This window comes from Kitasatospora sp. NPDC087315 (assembly GCF_044744345.1).
Classification (GTDB): domain Bacteria; phylum Actinomycetota; class Actinomycetes; order Streptomycetales; family Streptomycetaceae; genus Kitasatospora.
Map to the genome: position 1 here is coordinate 35064 of NZ_JBIUYD010000035.1, position 17017 is coordinate 52080.

Consider the following 17017-nt stretch of genomic DNA (forward strand, 5'->3'; position numbering starts at 1 on the left):
CCAGACCCTATCCGGCGCCCTCGCGGCCTGCCCGGTCAGGGCTCCACGGGCCCTTCCACCGTCCAGCCCGGGCTGTGGATCTCCATCTCCAGCTCGCCCCGCCGCCCCTCCTCGCCGCAGGTGCGGCAGACCCAGGCCGGGTCGTAGGGGTGCGGCTCGTGCCCTTCGGGGGCGTGCTCGAAGATCACGGGCGGCTCGGGGGCGAGCCAGCGGTCGCCCCAGCCGAGCAGCGCCTGGGTGAGCGGCGCGAGGTCCCGGCCCGCCTCGGTGAGGTGGTACTCGTAGCGCGGCGGCCGCTCGCTGTAGGCGCGGCGCTCCACCACGCCCGCCTCCTCCAGGGCGCGCAGCCGCGCGGTCAGCCGGTCGCGCGGGGCGCCGGTGTTACGGGCGATCCGGTCGAAGCGGTGGTTGCCGTAGAACAGTTCGCGGACGGCGAGCAGCGCCCACTTCTCACCGACGACCTGGAGGGCGGCGGCGATCGAGCAGGGCCGGCCGGGGAGGGCCGAAGGAGTACGGGAGGTCACCCGGCCAGCCTGCCACACCGGGTTGTGTTCTCAAACTCAATCGGCCGGCGCTCCCGGCCGGCCTCCGGCAGCACGACGGCCCCGCCGTCACCGGCGGGGCCGTCCGTGGTCGACCGGGTGGCGGCTCAGAATCCTCCGCCGAAGTCCCCGCCCCCGCCGAAGTCCCCGCCGCCCCCGAAGTCCCCGCCGTCGAAACCGCCGCCGAAGTCCTCGGAGCTGAAGTCCGCACCGGAGTAGTCGCCGCCCTCGAAGGACGAGCCGGCGTCCATCATCGGCGCGGCCGCGTAGGCCGGGCCGCTCATCATCGAGCCGAGCATGGTGCCGACCAGCAGCCCGGGCAGCAGCCCGCCGCCGAAGCCGCCGAAGTAGCCGCCCGCCCACGGCGCGTACGCCGGGCCGGCGTTCCAGTACGGCTGCGGGCCGTGCTCGGTCGGGACGGTCCGGATGTCCGGGTCCTGTCCGGCGGCGAGCCGGGCCGCGTCCGCCTGGCAGACCGGGACGGTGCGCGCCGCGCCGCCGGCCGGGGCCCAGTCGGCGTCCCGCACGGACGGGCCGTGCCGGGGGTCGAAGAAGCACGGCGGACGGCGCTCCGGCAGCGGCCGCTTCTCCCGCCGGGCCGCCAGCGTGGCCAGCGAGAACCGGCCGTCCTCCAGCGCCTCGGTGACCGGCTTGACGTCCTCCGGCCCCTTCGCCTCGTCCATGCTCCGCTTGGCCCGCTCGTACGAGTCGAGGGCGTGCGCGTAGTCGGCGCGCTGGGTGTCGTCGGCGTCCGCCGCACCCGGGCTGAAGTCGAGCCGGTCCAGCTCCTCGCCGAAGGCGGTGATGTCCTCGTCCACCACCTGGCGCAGCTGGGCCAGGTCGGCCAGGCGCTGCTCCTCCTTGCGTCGCTTGGCCCGGCGGAAGAGCAGGAACACCCCGGTGCCGGCCAGCGCCAGCAGGGCCAGCGGGACGACGATCGCGGCGGTCGAAACGCCGCCGCTGCCGCTGTCGCCGTTCACGCCGTGGCCCTTGACCTGCGGGGCGGCGGTGTCGACGAAGTCGTTGAGGACGGCCTCGATGTCGCCCGGGTGGGAACGGAAGGACGCGCCCGCGATCCGCTCCGCGTTCACGCTCGGCAGCGCGGACTTGTCGGAGCGGGCCTTGAACTGGTCGCCGCTCCAGATGCCGTAGGTGCCGGTGATGCCGGTCTTGGTCCGCAGGTCGGTGAAGACCGTCGTGGCGCCGTACGGATCGGCGGCCGGAACCACCGCGATGAAGATCGGCTTGTCGGCCTTGCGGATCTTCGCGGTCAGGGCGTCGGCCTGGCTCTGGCCGAACCGGCTTTCCATCGCCGGGTCGACGTACACCCGGCCCTGCTTGAGAGCGGCGGCGGCATCGTCCAGCCCGCCGGCCGCCGAGGCGGTCGGCGCCAGCAGGAGCAACAGCCCGAGCACCGCCGCCACGAGGGCCAGCGGCCCGGCGCCCCGGGAACGTCGTCGAGCAAGGGTTCTCATGCCTTGACGCTACCCCGGCCGGCCTCCCGGCACGGCATACCCTTCGCGTACGGGGACCGCCGCGCACCCCCATCGTCCGCCGGGGGCGGCGCCCTCCTCCGGGATGATGTTCCCCCCGGCCGCCCCTGAGCCTGCCCGGGGGCGGGAACCCGGGCCCCGGCCCGGTCGTACGTCCCGGCGGGCCCACCGTGGTCACACCCGTCCTGACGCTACCCCGGCACCAGGCATAGTGGTGCCGGACCACCTGTCCCATGACCTTCTCTTGACCACTTCTCTCGATCGGAGCACTCGGTGTTCATCGGCCTCGTCACCGCCGTGGCGGCCTCCGCCTGTTACGGCACCGGCTCGGTCCTGCAGGCCGTCGGATCACGTCGCTCCGCCCGGGAGGAGGCCGCCCGGGGCTCCGCGGCCGGGGTCACCGAGCACGGCGGGCCCAGCCTCTCCTCGACCGCGAAGGCTGCGGTCACCTGGGAGTTCATCGTCGGCACCGTGCTCGACCTGATCGGTTTCGGGCTCGGGGCGCTGGCCGCCCGGCTGCTGCCGCTGTTCCTCTCGCAGACCATCATCAGCGCCAACCTGGTGATCACCGCAGTGCTGAGCATCAAGCTGCTCGGGATACGGCTGAAGCAGCTGGAGTGGGCGTCGATCGGCGTGCTCTGCTCGGCGCTGGTGCTGCTGGCCGTCTCGGCCGGCCCGGAGGGCGGCCACCACGCGTCGATGGCCTTCCACTGGGGGCTGCTGGCGATCACCACCGTGCTGCTGGCCGGCGGCGGACTGCTGGTGCGGCGGATGGGCGCCAACGGCGCGATCGTCGCCGGTCTGCTCTCCGGCCTCGGCTTCGGCGCCCTCGGCGTCGGCGTGCGCATCCTCAACGGCGTCGACCCGTTCGAGCTCGGCAGGCTGCTCTCCGACCCGGCCCTGTACGCGATCCTGGTCGGCGGCCTCGGCGGGATGTACGTGCACACCGTCGCGCTGCAGATCGGCTCGGTGAACGGCGCGACCGCCGCCCTGGTGGTCGGCGAGACCGTCCTGCCCGGCGCGGTCGGCGTCCTGTGGCTCGGCGACTCCTCCAAGGCCGGCCTCGGCTGGCTCGGCGTCCTCGGCTTCCTGCTCGCCGTGGTCTCCGCCGTCGGCGTCGCCTACTTCGGCCAGGACACCCACGGCGCCCTCGGCGACACCGCCGCCGAGCCCGAACTCACCAAGCACTGACGGCTCGGAGCGCCCTTCAGCCCCCGCTGCGGGCCCGTGGCACGCGCTGGCAGCGGGGGCAGAAGTAGCTGGACCGGTTCATCCAGGCCGCGCGGCGGATCGGGGTGCCGCAACGGCGGCAGGGCTCGTGCTCACGGCCGTAGGCGTCGAGGTCGCGGGAGAAGTAGCCGCTCTCGCCGTTCACGTTGACGTAGAGGCTGTCGAAGCTGGTGCCGCCGACGGCGAGGGCGGCGGTCATCACGTCCCGGGCGTGCGCCAGCAGTACGGCGGCCTGGGGGCGGGTGAGCGAGCCGGTCGGGCGGTCGTAGTGCAGCCGGGAGCGCCAGAGCGCCTCGTCGGCGTAGATGTTGCCGACGCCGCTGATCAGGGTCTGGTCCAGCAGGGCCCGCTTGACCGTGGTGCGCCTGGCGCGCAGCGCGGCCACGAAGGCGGCGTCGTCGAAGCGCGGGTCGAGCGGGTCGCGGGCGATGTGCGCGAGGGAGACCGGGGTCCCCTCCGGGTCGCCGTCCTCGGCCTCCTCCACCGCGAGACCGCCGAAGGTCCGCTGGTCGACGAAGCGCAGTTCGCGCCCGCCGTCGGTGAACCGCAGCCGCACCCGCAGATGCGTCTCGTCGGGCACCGCCGGGTCCTGGACGAGCAGTTGGCCGCTCATCCCGAGGTGGCCGAGCAGTGAGAATCCGGTTCCGGCACCGGAGAGCGGTACCCAGAGGTACTTGCCGCGCCGCTGCGCGCTGCCGAGCGTGGTGCCGGTCAGCCGGGCGGCGAAGTCGGCCGGCCCGGCGGGCTGGCGGCGCACCGCGCGCGGGTGCAGCACCTGGACGCCGGCGACGGTCCGGCCTGCGACCCAGTTCGCCAGCCCTCGGCGGACGACCTCTACCTCGGGGAGTTCGGGCACGTGAACTGGCCTCCTGCGACGGGGATCTGCAGGAGGAAGGCTACTGCGAACTCAGGCGCCACCGGGCAGGCGGTTGGCGTACTTCTCCTTGATCGCCCGCCAGGCGCTCTCCGCGGCCTTCTGCTCGGCTTCCTTCTTCGAGCGGCCGACACCGGTGCCGAAGTCCTCGCCGGCCACCCGGGCAGCGGCGGTGAAGGTCTTCTCGTGGTCCGGACCGGACTCCGCGACCACGTACTCCGGGACTCCGATACCCGCCGAGGCGGTGAGTTCCTGAAGGCTGGTCTTCCAGTCCAGGCCGGCCCCCAGCTGAGAGGACTCCTCGATCAGCGGGTCGAACAGCCGGTGGACGAACTCGGTGGCCGCGTCCAGGCCCTGGTCCAGGTAGACGGCGCCGATCACGGCCTCGACGGTGTCGGCGAGGATCGACGACTTGTCGCGACCGCCGGTGCCCTCCTCGCCCTTGCCGAGCCGGATGAAGACGCCGAGGTCCAGACCCCGGCCGACGTCCGCGAGCGCGCGGGAGTTCACCACCGCGGCGCGCAGCTTGGCGAGCGTGCCCTCGGGGACGTCCGGGTGGACGCGGTAGAGGGTGTCGGTCACCACCAGGCCCAGCACCGAGTCGCCGAGGAACTCCAGGCGCTCGTTGGTGGGCAGCCCACCGTTCTCGTACGCGTACGAGCGGTGGGTCAGGGCACGTACCAGAAGGGCGCGCTCAAGTGTGTACCCGAGGCGCCCTTCCAGGACGTCGTATTCGGTCGAAGCCGGCCCGCCGGCCTTTCCGCCGCCCGAAGGACCCTTCGGGGCGATGGCCGCCTTGCGGGAGGGATTACCGTCCGACATCGATCCGTGCACCCCGCCGATCAGACCGAGAGGACCTGGCGGCGGTTGTACGTGCCGCAGCTCGGGCACGCGATGTGGCCGAGCTTCGGCTCGTGGCAGCGGTCGCACGCCACGAGGGCCGGAACGACGGCCTTCCAGTTGGAACGGCGGTGGCGCGTGTTGCTGCGCGACATCTTCCGCTTCGGAACAGCCACGGCTACTTCTCCTGGTTCTCGGCGGCACCCTCACGGGTGTCGCTGTTCTTGATCCCGTCACCCTCGTCGCCGGGGGCGGCGGAGAGTCCCTGCAGAGCCGCCCACCGGGGGTCGGCGGCCTCGTGGTGGTGCGCCGGGTCGTCGCTCAGGCGCGCTCCGCATTCGGAGCACAGGCCCAGGCAGTCGTCCTGGCACACCGGCTGCAGCGGCAGTGCGAGCACCACCGCGTCACGCAGCACCGGCTGGAGGTCGAAGAAGTCGCCCTCCAGACGGTAAGTCTCTTCGTCCGAGTCCTCGTCGAGGTCCTCGGCCCCGGCGGTCCGGGCGCGGTGGCGCTCGTCGGACTCCGGGTAGTAGTACAGCTCCTGGAAGTCCACCTCGAGGTCGTCCTCGACCGGCTCCAGGCACCGTGCGCACTCGCCCTCGACCCGGGCCTCGGCGGTGCCGGTCACCAGCACACCCTCGACCACGGACTCCAGGCGGAGCTCCAGCCGGATCTCGCTCTTCTCCGGGACGCCGATCACATCGATGATCCCGAGGCCCTCGGGGGCCTCCAGGGTGCGGGACACCTTGCGCAGCGAGCCCGGGCGACGTCCCAGCTCGTGCGTGTCGAACACGAGGGGGTCGCGGTGGTCGAGGCGGTTCAAGGTGTCCTGACTTCCTGAGGAGACTGAGGTGCGGCGCTGCTCATCGGATGATGCGCGGGCAGACCGACGGCCCGACACGGAGAGGCCGGAGTGGTCAGACTACCGGAGTCTCCCGTCAGGCCCAACTTCGGTCCCGGCCGGGCTCCCCGCCGGGGCCCTCGCCGGGCCCCCCGTGAGGCACCCGGCCGGGCGGCCGGGATCAGCGGCCGCCGAGCTCCCTGAGCCTGGTCATGTCGATCATGCTGGTGTCGAAGAAGCTGGTCTCGTCCAGCCCCTGCTGCTGCGGCGGGGCGGCCGGCGGCGGCGGGTAGCCGCCCCCGGCGGTCTGCTGGGGCTGCCCCCACGCGTCGTACTGCTGGGCGGCGAAGCCCTGCTGCTGGGGGTAGCCGTCCGTGCCGTCCGGCTGCGGGTTCCCCCAGGCGTCCTGCCGCCCGGCCGGGTAGCCCGGCTGCTGGGGCGGCTGGGGCGGCTGCTGCGGGTAGCCGTACTGGGCGCCGTAGGGGTCGCCCTGCACGGCCGGGTCGAAGCCGCCGCCGTAGACCTCGGCGTACTGCCCGCCCTGCTGCTGGGCGGCCGCGTACTGGTCCGCGCCGGGGGTCTGCCAGCCGGCCGCGGCCGGGGTCTGCTCGGGCCAGGTCTGCTGCTGCGGCACCTCTTCGCGGTACCAGGGGATCTCCTCGCCGTCGGCGTCGGCGGCGAAGCCCGCCGCGACCGCCTCGGCGCGGTTCTTGGCCTGCTGGGCCTGGTCGGCGGCGGCCAGGTAGGCGCCCAGCTCGTCGATCGGGGCCTTGCCGAGCAGCTTGTCGCGGCCCTTGCCGACGGCCGCCAGCGTCTTGCCGAGGACGGCCTCCAGGGTGGCGAGCTTCACATCGACGTACTCGTCGACCTCGGGGCTCGGGCTGATCCGCTGCTGCGGCCGGAACTCCTCGCCGTCGCTCTCGCCCTCGTACTCGGTCTCGAAGACACTGGCGTCGCCGCGCAGCTTGGTCCGGCCGCGGCCGACCGCGCCCAGCGTCTTGGTGAGCACGACCTCGAAGTTGGCGAGCTTGCTGTCCACGTAGTCGTCGGCCTCGCTGAGCTTGGCCTCGACCTCGGCCCGCGCCTCCGCGAGGATGCGGTCCGCCTCGGCCTGGGCCCGGCGGACCACCTCGGTGTCGGAGATCAGCGAACCGCGCTCGGCGTGCGCGCCCTGGATGATCCGCTCCGCCTCGGCCTGCGCCTCGGCCACCACCTGCTCGTGGTCCGCCATCACGGACTGCGCCTGGGCCAGTTCGGCGGGCAGGGCCGCCCGCAGGCCCTGGAGCAGACCGACCAGCTCGGCTCGGTTCACCACGCAGGAGGCCGACATCGGCATCGCGCGGGCGTTCTCGACGGCCGCGACGATCTCGTCGACTTTGTTCTGCACGTCCACGGGGCTTCGTCTTTCCGTGTGCCGCCGACGGTCCGGCGGAGGCAGGCCCAGCGCGGTGGACCTCACCGCAGGGCAGGAATACAGACTTTACGGCCACCGCCGCGCGAGGTCACAACGCCCGGACCGGACCGCCCGCCCGGACCGGGGACAACTCATGACGAACCGGCAGAAACGGACTCCGAGCGGACGGGCGGGCGAACGGACGGACGAGCGGAAAGCCCGCGCGTTACTGCGCGGCCCTGCGCTCCGCGATCCGGTCGACCAGCCGGCGGTGCACCGTCTCCGGCAGCAGGTGCGAGACGTCGCCCCCGTACGAGGCGACCTCCTTGACCAGGGTGGACGACAGGAAGCTGTACGTCGGCGAGGTCGGCACGAACAGCGTCTCGACGCCGCTGAGGCCGTGGTTCATCTGCGCCATCTGCAGCTCGTAGTCGAAGTCGCTGACGGCACGCAGGCCCTTGATGATCGCCGGGATGTCGCGCTCCCGGCAGAAGTCCACCAGCAGGCCGCTGTGCGACTCCACCACGATGTTCCCGTACTGGGCGGTGGTCTCCTCGATCAGGCCGATCCGCTCCTCGATGGTGAACATGCCCTGCTTGTTCCGGTTGATCAGGACCGCGACATGCACCACGTCGTACAGCTTCGAGGCCCGCTCGATGATGTCGAGATGACCGTTGGTGATCGGGTCGAACGATCCGGGACAGACGGCGCGACGCATGGCGTGGGTGCTCCCTCATCGGGTGACGGCTGCTGCGGGCCTCGGCCCGTTACGAGTGTTGGCGAGCCTCGGCGGCGGCGCGACCGTACCAGAGCGTGCCCTCGCCGTAACGGCGCGAGCGCACCCCCTCGAAGCCCTCCGGCCAGCCGAACCCGCCACCGCGGGTGCTGCGCTCCACGGTGACGAGTGCGCCGTCCGCGAGCCAGTCCCCGGCCAGGAGTGTGATCAGCATCTCGCGCACCTCGTTGTCGGTGACGACGTACGGCGGGTCGAGAAAGACCAGGTCATACGGGACCTCCGGGGCCGGCCCCACGATCACCTTCTCGGCCCGGGCGGCCCGCACCTCGGCCCCCGGGAGGTTGACGATCCGGACGTTCTCCCGGATCACCCGGGCCGCCTGGCCGTCCGCCTCGACCAGCAGCACGTGCTCGGCGCCGCGCGACAGCGCCTCCAGACCGACCGCGCCCGATCCGCCGAACAGGTCGAGCATCCGGACCCCGTGCAGGGTCCCGCGCAGCGACTCCAGGGTGGAGAACATCGCCTCGCGGGCCTTGTCGGAGGTCGGGCGGGTGCCCCGGCCGGGCGGTACGGCCAGCCGACGGCCGCCGGCCGCCCCGGCGATGACGCGGGTCATGGTGGTGGGAGGTCCTTTCGTCGCTGCCCACCACGCTATCCCCTGCTCCGCGCTCGGCTCGCCTCCGGGGCGCTGGTGCCCGGTACCGCCGCCCTCCCTCCCGCGCCCCTTCGGCTCGCTCGCGTCGTCGGCCCCTCGGCTCAGCCCGGTCCGGGGGGAGGGGCCGGGTGCTCAGCTTGCGTCGGGGACCGCGGTCTGGGCCGGAACGGCCGCGCCGAGCAGTGTCGGCGAGGCGTAGCGGGACCAGGAGAGGCAGCCGTCGGGCGGGCAGAACTCGGGGCGGCGCGGGTCGTGGCCGAGCTCGCGCAGCTTGGTGCGGACGGAGTCGGGCGTGCGGCCGAAGCGGGCGGCGATCCGGGCGATGGTCTCGCTGTCGTGGAACCGCCGGACCAGCTCCTCCTCGTGCTGCGGCACCCAGGGGGCGCCATGGCCGGGGTAGAGCTCGCGCAGCACGTCACGGTCGGGGATGGGCTCGGAGACATCGGCGACGATCGCCAGCGCCCGCAGCGCGCGGTTGAGCGCGATCCGCAGCGAGGCGACGTCCTCGACCGGCAGGCGGAGCCGGCCCGAGGCGAGCGGCGATGCCGCCGCCCCCTCCCGCCAGCCGGTCAGGGTGAGGGTGACCTCGCGGTCGTCGTCGCTGGCGAGTTCGATCCGGAAGACCTTGTCGCCCAGCGGGAGCTCGTTGAGATGACGGAATGCCATGGCATGACCCCCAAATGTCGCGCCAGGTACGCACGTTGGGAGTGCGCCCTGAACAACTCCATTCTCTCCCGGGGGTCTGACAATCGACCCTGGACGAACGCGCTCAGCCCTTCTCCATGTAGGCCGCGCGGTCCTCGTCGATCAGGCTCTCCAGCGCGGTGCGCAGATCCGGATGGGCGGCCAGCCCGGGATCCTCGGCGACCAGCCGGGTGGCCTCGGTGCGGGCCGTCACGATGACGTCCTCGTCCTCCAGCACGGAGAGCACCTTGAGCGACGACTTCACCCCGGACTGCGCCTGGCCCAGCACATCGCCCTCGCGGCGCTGTTCGAGGTCGATCCGGGACAGCTCGAAGCCGTCCAGCGTGCCGGCGACCGCGTCCAGCCGGGCCCGGGCGGGGCTGCCCGCCGGCATGTCGCTGACCAGCAGACAGAGGCCCGCCGCGCTGCCGCGCCCGACCCGGCCGCGCAGCTGGTGCAGCTGGGAGACGCCGAACCGGTCCGCGTCCATGATCACCATCGCGGTGGAGTTGGGGACGTTGACGCCGACCTCGATCACGGTGGTGGCCACCAGGACGTCCACCGCGCCGGCCGTGAACCGGCGCATCACCTCGTCCTTCGCCTCGGGCGCCAGCCGGCCGTGCAGGATCTCCACCCGCAGCCCGGCCAGCGGCCCCTTCTCCAGCATCTCGGCGGTCTCGACCACGGACAGCGGGGGCCGGCGCTCGTCGCTGTCGGCGCCCAGGTCCTCCGGGTCGTCCGGCGCCGGCTTGCGCTTCTTCTTCGCGTTCTTCGGGTCGGTGGGTTCCTCGTCCCCGATCCGGGGGCAGACCACGTACGCCTGGTGGCCCTTGGCCACCTCCTCGCGGACCCGCTCCCAGGCGCGGGCCAGGAAGTTGGGCTTCTCGACGGCCGGGACGACATGGGTGGAGATCGGCGAGCGCCCGGCCGGCAGCTGGTCCAGCACGGACGTCTCCAGGTCCCCGAAGACCGTCATCGCGACGGTGCGCGGGATCGGGGTGGCCGTCATCACCAGCAGGTGCGGCGGCTGTTCGCCCTTGGCCCGCAGGGCGTCCCGCTGCTCGACGCCGAAGCGGTGCTGCTCGTCCACCACGACCAGGCCGAGGTCCTGGAACTGCACCTTGTCCTCGATCAGCGCGTGGGTGCCGATGGCGACGCCCGCGTCACCGCAGGCCATGTCCAGCAGCGCCTGCCGCCGGGCCGGAACGCCCATCGAGCCGGTCAGCAGCACCACCTTGGTGCCGAGGTCCGAGCCGCCGAGCATGCCGCCCTCGGCCAGGTCGCCCATCATCTCGACGATCGAGCGGTGGTGCTGCTGCGCCAGCACCTCGGTGGGCGCGAGCAGGACGGCCTGGCCGCCGGCGTCCACCACGGCGAGCATGGCGCGCAGCGCGACCAGCGTCTTCCCCGAGCCGACCTCGCCCTGGAGCAGCCGGTGCATCGGGTGGGAGGTGGCCAGGTCGGCGGCGATCTCGGCGGAGACGGTCCGCTGGCCGTCGGTGAGGGTGAACGGCAGCCGCGCGTCGAAGGCGTCCAGCAGGCCGCCCGCCCGGGGCAGGCGCGGGACGGCGGGCAGCGCGGAGTCGGCGGCCCGGCGCTGGGCGAGCGCGACCTGGAGGACGAACGCCTCGTCCCAGCGCAGCCGGCTCTGGGCGCGCTCGCGGTCGGCCTGGCTGCGCGGGCGGTGGACCAGCTCCAGCGCCTCGGGCAGCGGGATCAGGTCGTGCCGCTCGCGCAGTTCGGCGGGCAGCGGTTCGCCGACGTCGGCCAGGTGCTTGGTGAGCGCCGTCTCGACGCAGATCGACAGCTTCCAGCTGGGCATCTGGGCGCTGGCGCCGTACACCGGGATGAGCCGGCCGGCGAACTGCCGGGCCGCGTCGGACCCGGCGTCCTCGTCGAGCAGCTGGTAGTCGGGCGAGACCAGCTGGCGGGTGCGGTTGAAGACGCCGACCTTGCCCGCGAACAGGCCCTGGGCGCCGGTCCGCAGCTCCTTCTGCCGCCAGCCCTGGTTGAAGAAGACCAGGGAGAGCCGGCTGCGGCCGTCGGTGACGACGACCTCCAGGCGGTCGCCCTTGCGGCCGCGGAACGGGATCAGGGTGACCTTCTCGATCCGGGCCAGCACGGTCACGTGCTCGTCGATCTCCAGCTCGTCCAGGCTGGTGAGCTGGCCGCGTTCGACGTAGCGGCGCGGATAGTGGTGCAGCAGGTCCCCGACCGTGCGCAGCTTGAGGCTGTCGGCGAGCACCTTGGCGGTACGGTCGCCGACCAGTTTGGTCAGTGGTTCATCGAGAGCGCCCATCACGCCCTGTTTACACCACCGGGCCGACAGAACCACCGGAGCGGCGGTGCGTCAGCCCGGCGGACCGGCGGGCCGGCGGGCCGGCGGGCCGGCGGCTCACTCCACCCCGATCAGCAGCGGCGCGGACTCCTGGCCGCCGTGGAAGACCACCGCGTCGACCTCGGGGCGCCGGTGCCGGGCGTGCGCGACCAGCCGCTCGGCCAGGCCGGCGGGCGCGCCCTCGCCGAGGACCAGGGTGACGAGTTCGCCGCCCGCGCCGAGCATCCGGTCGAGCACGCTCTCGCCGACCTCGGCCAGCCCGGTGCCGATCACCGCGACGTCGCCGTCGATCAGGCCGAGCACGTCCCCGGCCTGGCAGACCCCGGCCATCGTCCAGGACTCCCCCTCGGCGAGGGCGAGTTCGGCGTGCCGGGTGGCACCGGCGGCGGACGTCATGGCCACCACGTCCTCGTCGAACCGGCGGCCCGCCTCGTGCACGGCCAGCGCGGCCAGGCCCTGGACCGGCGAGCGGGTGGGCAGCACCGCGATCCGTATGCCCTCCTCGCGCAGCTGGTCGGCGGCGGCCCCGGCGGCGGCCCGCAGTTCGGGGTCGTTGAGCAGCAGGACGACCTCGCGGGCGGCGGCCCGCCGGACCGCCTCGGCGAGTTCGGCGCTGGCGGGCGGGCGGTCCGGGTCGGCGCGCAGCACGGCGGCACCGGCCTGTTCGCAGAGTTCGGCCAGGCCCGCGCCGGAGACCACGGAGAGCACCGCCCGGGCGCGCTCCGCTCGCTCGCCCCGCTCGGCCGCGGTGCCGGAGCGTGCGGCGGCCTCGGCGAAGTGCGTGATCCGGATCTGGTGCGGGCGCCCGGCCTCGACCCCGGCCTCGACGGCGGCGCCCGCGTCGTCCACGTGGACATGGACGTTCCACAGGCCGTCGCCGCCGCCGACCACCAGCGAGTCGCCGAGCGCGCCGAGCCGCGTCCGGAGCGCGGGCAGCGCCTCGTCGGGCGCGTCCAGCAGGTAGATCACCTCGAAGGCGGGGTGGCCGGGGCCGGGCGGCCGAAGGTGCGCGCCCGCGCAGCTCTCGGCGGTCCGGACGTCCCCGCGCAGCGCGACCGGGCCCATCGGCTGGTGCCCGGCCACCGCGTCGGCGAGGGCCCCGAGCACGGCGACCAGGCCGCGCCCGCCGGCGTCCACCACCCCGGCCTCGGCCAGGACGGAGAGCTGCTCGGGGGTGTGCCGCAGCGCGTCGCGGGCGGCGCGGTGGGCGGTGTCGGCGACCTGGGCGAGCCCGCCGCCGACCCGGGCCGCCTCCCGGGCGGCCACCCGGGCGACGGTCAGCAGGGTGCCCTCGACGGGTTCCGCGACGGCCTGGTAGGCGGACTCGGCGGCGCGCTGGAGCGCGGCGCGCAGCTGCTCGGCGCCGCCGCCCCCGGCCAGGGTCTCGGCGGTGCCGCGCAGCCACTGGGCCAGGATGACGCCGGAGTTGCCGCGGGCGCCGATCAGCGCCCCCCGGGCCATCGCCCGGGCGGCCTCGGCGAGCCCGGGCTCCGGGTCCCCGGCCGGGTCGGTGAACCGGCTCTCCACCGCGGCCGCGGCCGACTCCACGGTCAGATAGAGGTTGGTGCCGGTGTCTCCGTCCGGGACGGGGTAGACGTTGAGTGCGTCGATCTCCTCGCGGGCCTGGCCGAGCGCGCGCAGAGCCAGCTGGCACCAGGTGCGCACGGCCGGGGCGTCGAGCGTGTGCAGCACCAGGTCTCCTCCGGATGGGACGCCGTGATGGCCTGAGAGTGAACGGCGAGGGGTGATACCGGCAGGTTATCGGGGGCCGGGGGGCGGCGCCGGGGGGCCGTGAGCGAAGCGATCACCCGCGTGGTCGTGGTAGTTTCGTCGAACGGAAGCAAGCGTTGTATGCTCTTCCGGTTGCCTGGAACAATCCGGGCTCACCCTTCGGTCCGGTCCGGTTCACGAGAGTGCTCCGCTGGTCCAGCGGGGTTTTCGAACGTAAATGATCTGAAGTCTTGGAGTGACTCCTGTGGCTGCCAACTGCGACGTCTGCGGCAAGGGGCCGGGCTTCGGCAACAGCATCTCCCACTCTCACCGCCGTACCCCCCGTCGTTGGAACCCCAACATCCAGACGGTGCGCGCTGTGATTGGGCGGACGCCGAAGCGGCTCAACGTCTGCACCTCGTGCATCAAGGCCGGTAAGGTCTCGCGCTGACGCGCAGACCGGTAAGCCGGTCCTCCAGTCAGCCGGTTCATCCTCGGATGAACCGGCTTTCTGTTTTTCCGCACCGTCATGGGCGGGCCCTCGGGCCCGCCCATGACGGTGTCAGCGCCAGCGCCAGGCGTGGTCGACCGGTCCGATCCCGGCGCCGAGCGCGAACCCGCCGGCGATCGCCCCGGTGATGTACTCCTTGGCGGAGGCCACCGCCTCGGGCAGCGACTCGCCCTTGGCGAGGCCTGCGGCGATCGAGCTGGCCAGGGTGCAGCCGGTGCCGTGGGTGTGCCGGTTGTCGAAGCGCGGGGCGCGGTACCAGTACTCCTCCCCCGCCCCGCCGTAGAGCAGGTCGGCGGCCTCGCCTTCCAGGTGGCCGCCCTTCACCAGCACCCAGCGCGGACCGAGGTCGAGCAGCGCCTTGGCCGCGTCGAGCATCTGCGCCTCGCGCTCGACGGTCCGGCCGGTGAGCTGCGTCACCTCGTGCAGGTTGGGCGTGGCGAGGGTGGCGACCGGCAGCAGTCTCTCCCGGACGGTGGCGACGGCCTCGGCGGCCAGCAGCGCGTCCCCGTGCTTGGAGACGCCGACCGGGTCGACCACCACCGGGGCGTCCACCCCGGCCAGCAGCTCGGAGACGGTCTCGACCAGCTCGGTCGAGGCGAGCATGCCGGTCTTCACGGCCTGCACCCCGATGTCGTCCACCACACTGCGGAACTGGGCCCGGACGGCCTCGGCCGGCAGCTCCCAGTAGCCCTGGACCCCGAGCGAGTTCTGTGCGGTGACGGCGGTGATGACGCTCATGCCGTGGACGCCGAGGGCGAGCATCGCCTTGAGGTCGGCCTGGATGCCGGCGCCGCCGCCGGAGTCGGAGCCGGCGACGGTGAGCACACGCGGAGGAGCGGTGGCGGGGGTGGGGGACGCAAGAGCCATGCGCCCAACCTACCCGGGCCGGTTCAGAGCACGGCTTCGGATTCCAGCCAGCGGTCCTGCGGCACGGTCTTGAGACGGGTGACGGCCTGCGCGACCGGCACCAGCTCGATGGAGTTGCCGCGCAGCGCGGTGAAGTACCCGAACTCGCCCCGGTGGACGGCCTCCACCGCGTGCCAGCCGAACCGGGTGGCGAGCACCCGGTCGCGGGCGGTGGGGGTGCCGCCGCGCTGGGTGTGGCCGAGGATGACCGGCCGGGCCTCCTTGCCGAGCAGGTTCTCCAGCTCGTTGGCGAGCCGGTTGCCGATCCCGCCGAAGGTCTGGTGGCCGTACTGGTCGACGGTGCCGTGGTCGAAGCGCATGGTGCCGGGCAGCGGGGCGGCGCCCTCGGCGACGGCGATGATGGCGAACTTCTTGCCCCGGGAGAAGCGGTCCTCGACCATCCGGGCCACCGCCTCGATGTCGAACGGCTTCTCCGGGATGAGGATGCCGTGCGCACCGCCCGCCATACCGGCGGTGAGGGTGATCCAGCCGGTGTGACGGCCCATCAACTCCACCACCATCACACGCTGGTGGGATTCCGCGGTGGTCTTCAGCCGGTCGATCGCGTCGGTCGCGACGTGCACCGCGGTGTCGAAGCCGAAGGTGACGTCGGTGGCGTCGATGTCGTTGTCGATGGTCTTCGGGACGCCGACCACCGGCAGCCCGGCGTCGCTGAACATCTTGGCGGCGGTCAGCGTGCCCTCGCCGCCGATCGCGATCAGCGCGTCGATGCCGATGTCCCGGGCCAGGGTCTGCGCGTTCTCCACCGCCCAGGCGATCCGGTCGCGCTGCACCCGGGCCGAGCCCAGGATGGTGCCGCCGAGGGTCAGCAGGCCGGTGACGTCGTCGTGCGAGATCGGCCGGGTGCGGCCCTCGATCAGGCCGAGGAAGCCGTCCTCGATGCCGACGATCTCGTCGCCGTGCACATCCGTGCCGCGGTGCACCACGGAACGGATCACCGCGTTGAGGCCGGGGCAGTCGCCGCCGCTGGTCAGGACACCGATGCGCATGGTGGCTGTGCTCTCCCGCTCCGCAAGTGGTTCAGACCACCCGCGCCGAAGGGCGGGCGGGCCCGGTCGTCCGCAAGCCTACGCGGTCCGTCCCCCCGTGCCCGTCCACCGCACTCGGGGAGCGTCCCGGACGTCGTCCCCGCCCGTCCCCGCGCCGTCCGCACCACCCGCACCGGGGCGTCGTCCACCCGGCCGGACAGGTCACTCGGCGAAGTGGTCCCAGCCGCCGACCCGGTCCCAGGCCTCGCCGTCCACCGTCACCCGGCCGCCGCGGGCGGGCCTCGCCCGGCCGGCCACCACGCCCACCACCCGCCAGCGGGCGGGCAGTTGGGCCCCGCGCGGGAAGGTCGCCACGATCGCGTGGTCCTCGCCGCCGGAGAGCACCCAGACCAAGGGGTCCACCCCGACCGCCTGGCCGATGTCGGCCATCTGCGCCGGGACGTCGAAGTCGGCGGCCCTGAGGTCGATGTCCACCCCGCTGGCCCGGGCGACATGGCCGAGGTCGGCGACCAGCCCGTCACTCACGTCGATCATCGCGGTGGCGCCCAACTCGGCCGCGGCCGGGCCCGCGTGGTACGGCGGCTCGGGGCGGCGGTGCGCCTCGACGAAGGCCCGCGGGGAGCGGAACCCGCGCTGCAGCACGGTCAGTCCGGCGGCCGACCAGCCGAGCCAGCCGGTGACCGCGACCACGTCGCCCACCTGTGCCCCGGCGCGCGTCACGGGCGCACGCCCCTGAAGGTCCCCGAGCGCCGTGATGGCCAGCGTGATGGTGTCACCGCGCACCACATCGCCGCCGACCACCGTCGCACCGGCCACCTGGCACTCGTCGCGCAGCCCGTCCATCAGCTCGGTGGCCCAGGTGGTGGGCAGATCGGCGGGGGCGACCAGCCCGAGCAGGATCGCGGTCGGCACGGCACCCATCGCGGCCACGTCGGCGAGGTTCTGCGCGGCGGCCTTGCGGCCCACGTCGTAGGCGGTGGACCAGTCCCGGCGGAAGTGCCGGTTCTCGATCAGCACGTCCGTGGTGGCCACCACCCGGCCGTCCGGCGCCTTCACCACCGCGGCGTCGTCACCGGGACCGAGGTCGACGGCGTCGGTGAGCGGTACCCGGGCGGTCAGCTCCCTGATGAGGCCGAACTCGCCAAGCTCGCCCACGGTCCCCTGCATCTGCGTCCTCTCGCGTTCCAGCCGGAAGCTTGTCGCCGTACGGCACAAGCGGCCCCCGCGCGCAGCGTACGCCCTTCCAGAGCGCCG

At 73.5% G+C, this 17017-nt stretch carries 17 protein-coding genes; 2 read left to right on the forward strand and 15 right to left on the reverse strand.

Annotated elements, in window-relative coordinates; translation table 11 throughout:
- Positions 1–35: 35 nt before the first annotated feature.
- Both ACIO5D_RS34835 and ACIO5D_RS34840 read right to left on the reverse strand, forming a co-directional pair.
- Positions 36–524, reverse strand: coding sequence for a helix-turn-helix domain-containing protein (locus tag ACIO5D_RS34835; RefSeq protein ID WP_363608912.1), 489 nt, complete (start codon positions 522–524; stop codon positions 36–38).
- 125 nt (positions 525–649) lie between these two features.
- Positions 650–2017, reverse strand: coding sequence for a hypothetical protein (locus tag ACIO5D_RS34840; protein WP_400800100.1), 1368 nt, complete (start codon positions 2015–2017; stop codon positions 650–652).
- Between the two features lie 291 nt (positions 2018–2308).
- On the opposite strand from ACIO5D_RS34840, the gene ACIO5D_RS34845 reads away from it, so the two are divergent.
- Entirely contained in the window at positions 2309–3226 is a 918-nt protein-coding gene (locus ACIO5D_RS34845; RefSeq protein ID WP_363608908.1) for a hypothetical protein, read from the forward strand.
- A 16-nt stretch (positions 3227–3242) separates the two neighbouring features.
- Here ACIO5D_RS34845 and mutM read toward each other — a convergent pair whose 3' ends face one another.
- The 10 genes from mutM to ACIO5D_RS34895 form a co-directional block, all read right to left on the reverse strand.
- Positions 3243–4121, reverse strand: a complete 879-nt coding sequence (gene mutM / locus ACIO5D_RS34850) for a bifunctional DNA-formamidopyrimidine glycosylase/DNA-(apurinic or apyrimidinic site) lyase (RefSeq protein ID WP_363608906.1) — start codon at positions 4119–4121, stop codon at positions 3243–3245.
- Positions 4122–4172: 51 nt separating this feature from the next.
- The gene (gene rnc, locus ACIO5D_RS34855; protein WP_363608904.1) at positions 4173–4961 is read right to left on the reverse strand and encodes a ribonuclease III; all 789 of its coding nucleotides are present in this window, start codon (positions 4959–4961) and stop codon (positions 4173–4175) included.
- A 20-nt stretch (positions 4962–4981) separates the two neighbouring features.
- A complete protein-coding gene (gene rpmF / locus ACIO5D_RS34860; protein ID WP_030056747.1) occupies positions 4982–5155 on the reverse strand; it encodes a 50S ribosomal protein L32 in 174 nt (57 codons plus the stop codon).
- 2 nt (positions 5156–5157) lie between these two features.
- Positions 5158–5802, reverse strand: a complete 645-nt coding sequence (locus ACIO5D_RS34865) for a DUF177 domain-containing protein (RefSeq protein WP_363608902.1) — start codon at positions 5800–5802, stop codon at positions 5158–5160.
- Positions 5803–6001: 199 nt separating this feature from the next.
- Positions 6002–7213, reverse strand: a complete 1212-nt coding sequence (locus tag ACIO5D_RS34870; protein ID WP_400800103.1) for a cell division initiation protein — start codon at positions 7211–7213, stop codon at positions 6002–6004.
- Between the two features lie 226 nt (positions 7214–7439).
- Positions 7440–7931, reverse strand: coding sequence for a pantetheine-phosphate adenylyltransferase (coaD, locus tag ACIO5D_RS34875; RefSeq protein ID WP_363608898.1), 492 nt, complete (start codon positions 7929–7931; stop codon positions 7440–7442).
- Positions 7932–7980: 49 nt separating this feature from the next.
- Positions 7981–8565, reverse strand: a complete 585-nt coding sequence (rsmD, locus tag ACIO5D_RS34880; RefSeq protein ID WP_400800106.1) for a 16S rRNA (guanine(966)-N(2))-methyltransferase RsmD — start codon at positions 8563–8565, stop codon at positions 7981–7983.
- Between the two features lie 171 nt (positions 8566–8736).
- On the reverse strand, positions 8737–9270 hold the full coding sequence (locus ACIO5D_RS34885; RefSeq protein WP_363608894.1) for a hypothetical protein: 534 nt from the start codon (positions 9268–9270) through the stop codon (positions 8737–8739).
- 103 nt (positions 9271–9373) lie between these two features.
- Positions 9374–11587, reverse strand: a complete 2214-nt coding sequence (gene recG / locus ACIO5D_RS34890; RefSeq protein ID WP_363608892.1) for an ATP-dependent DNA helicase RecG — start codon at positions 11585–11587, stop codon at positions 9374–9376.
- Between the two features lie 96 nt (positions 11588–11683).
- Entirely contained in the window at positions 11684–13318 is a 1635-nt protein-coding gene (locus ACIO5D_RS34895) for a DAK2 domain-containing protein (protein WP_400658659.1), read from the reverse strand.
- Between the two features lie 283 nt (positions 13319–13601).
- On the opposite strand from ACIO5D_RS34895, the gene rpmB reads away from it, so the two are divergent.
- Positions 13602–13787: a 50S ribosomal protein L28 gene (gene rpmB / locus ACIO5D_RS34900; protein WP_014138233.1), complete on the forward strand. Its 186-nt coding sequence runs from the start codon at positions 13602–13604 to the stop codon at positions 13785–13787.
- Between the two features lie 111 nt (positions 13788–13898).
- Here rpmB and thiD read toward each other — a convergent pair whose 3' ends face one another.
- The 3 genes from thiD to ACIO5D_RS34915 all read right to left on the reverse strand — a co-directional run bounded on the left by thiD (position 13899) and on the right by ACIO5D_RS34915 (position 16930).
- A complete protein-coding gene (thiD, locus tag ACIO5D_RS34905; protein ID WP_363608888.1) occupies positions 13899–14714 on the reverse strand; it encodes a bifunctional hydroxymethylpyrimidine kinase/phosphomethylpyrimidine kinase in 816 nt (271 codons plus the stop codon).
- Between the two features lie 23 nt (positions 14715–14737).
- A complete protein-coding gene (locus ACIO5D_RS34910; RefSeq protein ID WP_363608886.1) occupies positions 14738–15763 on the reverse strand; it encodes a 6-phosphofructokinase in 1026 nt (341 codons plus the stop codon).
- 201 nt (positions 15764–15964) lie between these two features.
- Positions 15965–16930 carry a thiamine-phosphate kinase gene (locus ACIO5D_RS34915; protein WP_400658654.1) on the reverse strand — a complete coding sequence of 322 codons (966 nt, stop codon included), beginning with the start codon at positions 16928–16930 and terminating at the stop codon, positions 15965–15967.
- Between the last annotated feature and the right edge of the window lie 87 nt (positions 16931–17017).

Bases quoted from the DNA above. Each gene is read 5' to 3' on its own strand.
- ACIO5D_RS34840 (WP_400800100.1), bottom strand. From the start codon at position 2,017: ATGAGAACCCTTGCTCGACGACGTTCCCGGGGCGCCGGGCCGCTGGCC.
- rnc (WP_363608904.1), bottom strand. From the start codon at position 4,961: ATGTCGGACGGTAATCCCTCCCGCAAGGCGGCCATCGCCCCGAAGGGT.
- coaD (WP_363608898.1), bottom strand. From the start codon at position 7,931: ATGCGTCGCGCCGTCTGTCCCGGATCGTTCGACCCGATCACCAACGGT.
- rsmD (WP_400800106.1), bottom strand. From the start codon at position 8,565: ATGACCCGCGTCATCGCCGGGGCGGCCGGCGGCCGTCGGCTGGCCGTA.
- ACIO5D_RS34885 (WP_363608894.1), bottom strand. From the start codon at position 9,270: ATGGCATTCCGTCATCTCAACGAGCTCCCGCTGGGCGACAAGGTCTTC.
- recG (WP_363608892.1), bottom strand. From the start codon at position 11,587: ATGGGCGCTCTCGATGAACCACTGACCAAACTGGTCGGCGACCGTACC.
- thiD (WP_363608888.1), bottom strand. From the start codon at position 14,714: ATGGCTCTTGCGTCCCCCACCCCCGCCACCGCTCCTCCGCGTGTGCTC.
- ACIO5D_RS34910 (WP_363608886.1), bottom strand. From the start codon at position 15,763: ATGCGCATCGGTGTCCTGACCAGCGGCGGCGACTGCCCCGGCCTCAAC.
- ACIO5D_RS34915 (WP_400658654.1), bottom strand. From the start codon at position 16,930: ATGCAGGGGACCGTGGGCGAGCTTGGCGAGTTCGGCCTCATCAGGGAG.